Here is a 3,519-nt window from a genome sequence, read left to right on the forward strand (position 1 = left end):
TTGGTTTCTAAATCTTTTAAATCTGAATTTAATTTAGTTAATACCCACTTTTCATGGGATGATACTATTTCTTCAGAAATACTATCGGGGTGTTTTCCGCTTAGTTGTTTATGAATAAGCTTTTCAAGTTCAGCTTTACCATACGGCTTTTTAAGTACATTACATTCGCACTTTTCCAAATAGGTATCGTTACCAAATACCGAACGTCCACCTTTCCCGGCAATCACAACACGCTTTTCAAGGGATTCTGCTTTTAGGTTCAGGACTTCCACCTCTAGGTCGTACTCATCGGCTTGTTTGAGGTATTCGATGTAATCATTATATCGCTCAATGACTTCCTGATAGAATTTCTCTTGTTCCTTAACCGATAAAACAGCCACACGCCCTGTTACTTTTGAAGCATCACCTTCGGATGGTGTCTCATCGCTCTCTTTGCCCTCAAATTTGAGTGGGTTATCCAGGGCTTTATTTAGTTCTTCATTCTCCAACATGTATTGGCGAACCACTTTGTCACCGTACTTATTCAGAAAGTCATCGGATTCCAATTGTGATTTACTGCTTTTCTGGTTGGAGGTGGTATTGGCATCCAATGATTTTAGCTTCTTTTTAAGCATCATCATAAACCGCTTTTGTGCAGGGATGGACGAAATAATGTAATCGTAAATCGGTTTCATTATCTGCCCTGTGCGGTTGATACGTCCACGCTTTTGAATTTCGGTGTTGATGTTCAGTTCAGGTTGGAGTATCACCATCACACGCTGCTTCACCTTTTCCGCTGGCACTTTATCGGTGACAATGGCATGTGCCGAAGCTCCTGTTGAGCCACTTTGATTGATAAGCAAACAGTCTATTTCATTGTCATTGAACTGACGAAACAAATCCGCTGTATTTTCCTTTTTACGGCTCATCACCAAAGCGGTGGTGTTTTTCTTGTTCAGGTTCTTGTACTGCACACAAAGCTTTCGCCCTGTGACTTCTCCAACTGAATAGCCGGCTTCTTTTATCTTTTGGATAATAAGGTCCAGAGGACTGATTGTGATTCCTGTTGAAGCTTGTTCAATTCTTCTGATAATATCATAATAAGCCAATTGAGCATCTTCTGATAGGTCGGCAATATTGAACTGTTTGCCCTGTGATTCTCCATCAATATCCTTTTCGGTGTACCGTAGAACAGAATCTAATCCCTTTTCCAAAACGGTTGAAAAATCACCGTTAATCACATCATCGGGTTTTGCCATTCCCTCTAAAAAGCTTCCCATTGTGGAGGCAAAAGCAATAATGGGTTTCTTACCTTCCTTCAATCTGTTTATGGCATGGTTAGCAACATCGGCAGCGTTCAGGCTAAAGAGTAATTGATTGATGACATTGAAAACCTTTGAGAAATAAGGAGTATTATCAACCCCAGCTTTCTCAGTTCCTTTGCGTGTTTCAACCTCTTTACTTTCGGCTGCTGCAATCTTATCCAACTCATCAACTTGTTTATTGATGTACTTCTCTTGGAACCCGATTATATCTCTAATGATTGAAGTTACTTTATCGGCAGTTTCGGCTTGTTCCTTGGCTTTTTCTTTAAGCTCGATGTAATTGACTTCTACACCTTCAAAAGAGCGTTCACGCCTTATCATTTGCCCCTCTGAAACCAATTGAGCTGCTAACACTTCCTGCAATGCAACACCGCCTTTAGTGATGGTTTCCACCAAATCCTCTTTGCTCATATTGGCATCGCTCATTGAAGTCTTTTGAGCGTAAATCGGCATATTATCAGGTCGTTTGGCAAAGGTTGCAGATAAGAAACAAACGCCTTTGGTTTGCCTTAACACATCTTGCATAAACTCACCTGTATTGGAACTACCCGAAGCATTGTGAGCTTCGTCCATAATGATGATATTACCGCTACTTGCAGCATTTAAAAACTCTTGTTTGGCTGGCTTTTTCGGCTGATTGAACTGCGAATAAGTGGCACAAACAAAGTTGTAATTGTTGGGTACTTTCTTACCCTTGATAATTCGCTCTTGTGTTGGTTTTTCGGGAGCTGTATATATGACTTCACCACTTTTGTCCTTCACATTGGTTTTGCTCTCTTTTGTGTTTACGATAAATGGAACCAGGGCAGAACTACCTATATCCGACAAGTCTCGATACAGGTCAGTAAACAGGTTGGGCTTCTCGGATAAGAACACAGGTTGCAGACCACTTTTAACACCATAGCGGATTAAAGCTGCTGCGGTTCTACCTTTACCGATTCCTGTTTGGTCGCCAACAATGATTCCCTGGCCACGCTTCTCGATATTGTAAATTGCTAATGAAACAGCATCAATCTGTTCGCATGAAAGCGACTTAACAAGCTCGTCATTGTTGTAATCGAGTTTCTCGGCAACGTAGTCAAACAAAGGCATCCCGATACTTTTCTTTACTTTCCGTATTGCGATGTGCATTTCATGTCCCATTGAATCGGGAACAGTTGTATCCAGGATAAAACCTTTTTCGGCTGTCGGGATATAAGCCATGCCCAGCCCTTTATGACCGAACATTCCTTGTAAATACTCATGCTCGTTCTGAGCCAGTTTTTTGGTGCGGACAAAGCTTTTATTGTTGTTGGTTTTAAACCCCAATTCAATAAGCCTTGCCGATATATGTTTTGGTGGAACGCTACCAAACTTTATGGTAATGCTGTTCTTACTAAATGATATTGCTTGTTTCATACTGCTTCTGTTTTATGAGAATTGCTTTTGCTCTCAACCTGGCAATGTTCTGATTGATTTTCGTAAGTATTTCTGGAGTTGGTTGAAGTTGAACCCTATCCCAAAGTTCTTCATGGGTATTGACAACGGTGCTGTGCAATTTATTTTTAAGTGGAGCTGCTCCATCAGGAACTGCTTTTGCTCCATCTATCAAAATCAATCGAGTATTGATTGAAGTTCCTTGTCTTGAGTAAAGCTTTTTGCCGTTAATCGGGATAATATCTTCAACGTTGTAAAAGTGGTAGAGATAATTCAGGAAAATGCGGTTAGTTCCTGCGGTAACCCGACCGTGTTCGTCCCAAGTGGTATGACCGCCAATGATAATAGCTGCCTTACCGTCATCCTTCATGCAACGCAAAGCATTTAATGCCATTGCATGTTCCAATCGCTTGATTTTAAACTTTCCGAAAAGTTCAGGTTGAGAAAGCGAACCGAAAGGTGGATTTGTAACTATACCATCAAAAGTTCTGTCATAAGCTGCCGGAGGTTTTAAAGCATCCCAAGAGCTGACCTTTGCAAATGGTTGTTCTTTCAGATTGGCAAGCCTTACGTCGTCCAACTCGTTAACATGGGTATAGTGATAAGGCAAAGCAATGGTTAAAAGTCCGTTCCCTGCCGATGGCTCTAAGTATCTTGGAAAGTCATTTTTATCATTGGTAAGGTGAGCATTGCCGACAATTTTACCTTTAGTTCCACCTTTTACGATGTTCTTAAAAGCCTTGTAACCTGATAAGCTACCTGATTTTAAAATGTAACTCGATGCCAGGAATGAAATGGG

General features: G+C 40.9%; 2 protein-coding genes. Both read right to left on the reverse strand.

Annotated features, from left to right (window positions below):
- On the reverse strand, positions 1-2,702 hold a 2,702-nt coding region (locus KEM10_RS23380), incomplete at its 3' end, for a strawberry notch-like NTP hydrolase domain-containing protein (RefSeq protein ID WP_212220670.1).
- On the reverse strand, positions 2,680-3,519 hold an 840-nt coding region (locus KEM10_RS23385; RefSeq protein WP_212220674.1), incomplete at its 5' end, for a DNA methyltransferase family protein. The genes KEM10_RS23385 and KEM10_RS23380, both read right to left, overlap by 23 nt.

The organism is Carboxylicivirga linearis (assembly GCF_018271995.1).
Taxonomy (GTDB): domain Bacteria; phylum Bacteroidota; class Bacteroidia; order Bacteroidales; family Marinilabiliaceae; genus Carboxylicivirga; species Carboxylicivirga linearis.